Annotated in this window: 1 protein-coding gene; it reads left to right on the forward strand. The window is 41.4% G+C overall.

Going from position 1 to position 4,794, the window contains the following annotated elements:
* The coding region (locus ACFIQE_RS08715; RefSeq protein WP_375707552.1) for a hypothetical protein at positions 1-4,794 on the forward strand (4,794 nt) is incomplete at both ends.

Raw genomic sequence — 4,794 nt, forward strand, 5'->3', positions numbered from 1 at the left:
CGATTCGATACGTTCAATTGATATGAATGCTGGAAGTAAAAAAATAACAAGAGCAGCTTTAACTCCAGGAGTTGTAACGGGCGGTCAAATGACTAGGGATGGGGTGTTGGGTAATCCTCTTGTCAATGGTGTACGGTCTGAGGGAAATTCTCATGATGCTATTGTGTACGGGCAAGTAGCGCAGACGAAGGCTGACCAAGGGATTGCTATCGGCTTAACTGCTTTAGCTGGTCGTAGTAGAAATACTAAAAATAGCATTGCAATCGGCTCTTCTCTAACCGATAGTTATGATGAAAAAGAGAGAACAGTTTCAGTTGGTGATTTTTCAATAGCTTTCGGTAGTAAAGCACATAGTTATGCAAATGAAGCGATTGCTATGGGGTACAATGCATATGCAAAGGAGCAGGCGTTGCAGGGAATTGCTATAGGCGCTAGCTCTAATGTGACGGTTGCGGGAGGTGTTGCTATAGGAAGTGATGCTATCGCTGATAGGGCTGCAGGTGTTTCAGGATATACTTCTTCGCTGCAGGGGGCAACAGAAAGCACTGAAGCGCAATGGAAAAGTAAGCAGGGTGCCGTTAGTGTTGGTAATTCTAGTAAGAGCATAACGCGGCAGATTACAGGTGTAGCAGCTGGTAGTGAACTTACTGATGCAGTAAATGTTGTACAGTTAAAAGACTTAGAAAGTGTCGTAAGAAATGGTGGTTGGAAACTATCTGTTGGGGGTAAGGATACTAAGACCGTTATCATGGACAGCGCGGTAGATTTTTCCGCTGGAAGTACAAATCTTCAAATTAGCAAAGGCAAAGATAATAATAATATAAAATTTGATCTAGCTAAGGAAATTGCAGTCAATAAAGTAACTGCAGGAAGCAGTACCTTAGATGCAACAGGCTTAGTGATTACAGGTGGACCGAAAATAATCATTTCTGGGATAGATGCTGGGGGTAAAAAGATTACAGGAGTGTCTGATGGCACTGGAGCGAACGATGCAGTTAATTTTTCACAGTTAAGCAAAACCAATGAGAGTCTTTCGTCCACATCGAGAAATCTGGAAACGGCTATGGCCAATACATCAAAATATTTTGGTGGAGGTGCAGGAGTTGCTGGTTCTGCTATGACGGGACCAACTTATAACTTATCCAAGATTGATACAAAGGGTAATATAACAGAGGGCTCTTTTAAAGATGTTGGTAGTGCATTTACTGGTCTTGATACAAATATCAAGAATGTGAATGCACGGATTAAAGAAGTTTCTGAAGGAGTGGCACAGGATTCTTTGTTATGGAATGATGAAGCCAATGCCTTTGTAGCGCGTCATGAGAAGAAGCAAGAAGAAAAAGGCAAAGCTGTAAGAACACAAGAAAACAGTAGAATTACGTTCCTTGCAAAGGGTGAGATTACCCTAAACTCAACAGATGCAGTAAATGGTGGTCAGCTCTATACAATGGGTAACACGCTTGCAACCTATTTTGGTGGAGGTGCTGGATATGATGAAGTGGGCATATGGAGAGAACCGGATTTCAAGATCAAGCAGTTTAGTGAGGATGGTACTTCTTTTGACAAGAACTATACGAATGTAGCTGATGCACTTGCCGGTGTTGGAAGTTCTCTCACGAATGTTCAGAATAAATTGACTGAACAGGTTAATAATGTGATTACCAAAGTGGAAAGCGAAAGCTTTGTTCAGCAAGATAAGACAACGAGTCGTCTCACTATTGGCGCAGCAGTAGAAGGCGGAGAAATCAACATAACCAACAAGAATAAAGGGGATAGGATACTTTCTGGAGTGAAGGCAGCAACACAAAATAATGAAGCTGTTAACAAAGGTCAGCTTGATAAAGGTTTGAAGGATCTTTCTACCAGCCTTCAGTCAGATGACTCGGCTGTTGTTCATTACGATAAAAAAGAGGGTGATAATGGCGGCATTGATTATACGAGTGTGACTTTAGGCAAAGGTAAGGATAAGGTAGCTGTTGGTCTTCATAATGTTGCCGATGGTCAGATTGCCGAGGGTTCACGTGATGCAATCACGGGTGGTCAGATTAATAAAATCGGTGAGGATGTAGCTAAGTTTTTAGGTGGAGAAGCATCCTTTAAAGATGGAGCTCTTACACAGCCAACGTATAAATTATCTTACATTGCTAAAGATGGAGTTGTAACAGAGAGTGCCTTTCAAGGTGTTGGAACCGCTTTTTCAGGTCTTGATACAAATATCAAGAATGTGAATGCAAGGATTAAAGAGGTTTCTGAAGGAGTAGCACAGGATTCTTTGTTATGGAGCAAGGAAGCCGATGCCTTTGTAGCGCGTCATGAAAAGAGTAAAGAAGAACAAGGCAGAGCTGTAAGGACACAAGAAAACAGTAGAATTACGTTTCTAGCAAATGGTGAGATTAGCGCTAAATCAACAGATGCCGTAACGGGTAGTCAGCTTTATTCGCTGAACGAACAACTTGCAACCTATTTTGGTGGTGGTGCTGGATATGATAAAGAGGGCAAATGGAAAGCACCGGATTTCAAGATCAAGCAGTTTGGTGAGGATGGTACTTCTTTTGACAAGAACTATACGAATGTAGCTGATGCACTTACAGGTGTTGGAAGTTCTATCACGAATGTTCAGAATAAATTGACTGAACAGGTTAATAATGTGATTACCAAAGTGGAAAGCGAGAGCTTTGTTCAGCAAGACAAAACAACGCATCGTCTCACTATTGGTGCAAAAGTAGGTGGCGCAGAAATCAATATTGCAAATGAAAGCGGTGCGGATCGGATAATTTCTGGTGTTGGGGAAGCAAAGAACAATAATGACGCTGTTAACAAAAGCCAGCTTGATAGCAATATCAAGAATGTCAATAATAATGTAACAAATAAGTTTAACGAACTTACTAAAAACATAACGAATATTACTCAGCAAGTTAAAGGTGATGCTTTGTTATGGAATGATGAAGCCAATGCCTTTGTAGCACGTCATGAAAAGAGCAAAGAAGAAAAAGGCAGAGCTGTAGCCACTCAAGATAACAGCAAAATTACGTTTCTTTTAGATGGTGATGTTTCTAAAGATTCAACGGATGCTGTCACGGGTGGACAGCTTTATTCGCTGAACGAACAACTTGCAACCTATTTTGGTGGTAGTGCTGGCTATGATGAGCAAGGACAATGGAAAGCTCCAAGTTTTAAGGTTAAGACAGTTAAGGATGATGGTAAATCTGAAGAGAAAACTTATAGCAATGTGGCGGATGCTTTGGCTGGAGTTGGTAATTCTGTTACGAATGTAAAAAATGAGATCAGCAAAGAGATTACGAATGTAGTGAGTGATAGCCTTGTCAAGCAGGATAGGATGGGTCTTATTACTATTGGTGCGGAAAGAGGCGGCAATAAAATCAATATTTTAAATCGGGATGGTGATGCTCGAATTCTTTCTGGTGTTAAGGCAGCGCAAAATGGGGACGAGGCAGTCAATAAAGCGCAGCTTGATGCAAGTCTGAAGGATCTTTCCAGCAGTCTTCAGTCAGAAGATTCAGCAGTGGTTCTCTACGATAAAAAAGAGGGTGAGAATGGCGGCATTGATTACACGAGTGTGACTTTAGGTAAAGGTAAGGATAAGGCGGCTGTTGGTCTTCATAATGTTGCTGATGGTCAGATTGCCAAGGATTCACGTGATGCAATCACGGGTGGACAGGTTAACAAAATCGGTGAGGATTTAGCTAAGTTTCTTGGTGGAGAAGCATCCTTTAAAGAGGGTGTTTTTACAGTTCCGACTTATAAAATCTCTAATGTTTCTGACGATGGTACAGTAACGACTAATTCACATAACGATGTTGGTAGCGCCTTTGCGGGTCTTGATACGAGTGTCAAGAATGTGAACACTCATCTGTCTAATGAGGTCAAAAAGTTTGATGAAAAACTAAGTAATATTACGCAAGCAGTTCAAGGCGATGCATTGTTATGGGGCAAGACTAAAGGTGCGTTTGTAGCGACGCATGGGGACAATAAAGAGAACAGCAAGCTTACATCACTTGCAGCTGGCTCTATAGTATCAGGCTCGAGTGATGCGATTACGGGTGGACAGATTTATGATCTGCAAAAACAGTTTGCGACGTATTTTGGTGGAGGAGCAGGTTATAATGAAAAGGGAGAATGGGTTGCACCTACCTTCAAGCTTAAAACTGTCAATTCTGATGGTAGTGCTGGTGAGGAAAAGGTTTACAATAGTGTATCGGAAGCATTTGCTGGAGTTGCGAGTTCTATCACGAATGTTCACAATGATGTGACCAATGTAGTCAGTGATAGCCTTGCCAAGCAGGATGATAATACGAAGGTTATCACTATTGGTAAAGAAGTAGAAGGTACAGAACTCAATATTGCCAACAGTAAGAAAGAAGACCGGATACTTTCAGGTGTTAAGGCAGGAGTACTTTCAGCAGAATCGACAGAAGTTGTAAATGGCTCTCAGTTATTTGCGACTAATAAAAATGTTACGACAGTGACTACTAATCTAGACAGTGTTTCTAAAAATACATCGAACTATTTAGGTGGTGGTGCTGATGTGCTTGTAGGCAATCTTCCGACGTATGTTGTTGGTGGTCAGTCATATCATGATGTTGGTTCAGCCTTTAGCGGTGTTGATACATCGCTGACAGATCTTCATAATGAGCTTTCTAAGAACAGCAATGAACTTACACAGACTATTGAGCAGAATGCTTTGTTGTGGAATGATGAAGCCAATGCCTTTGTAGCGCGTCATGAGAAGAAGCAAGAAGAACAAGGCAGAGCTGTCAGGACACAAGAAAACAG

Origin of the sequence: Bartonella sp. AA1HLJMS (genome assembly GCF_042197445.1) — a bacterium.
GTDB lineage: Bacteria > Pseudomonadota > Alphaproteobacteria > Rhizobiales > Rhizobiaceae > Bartonella.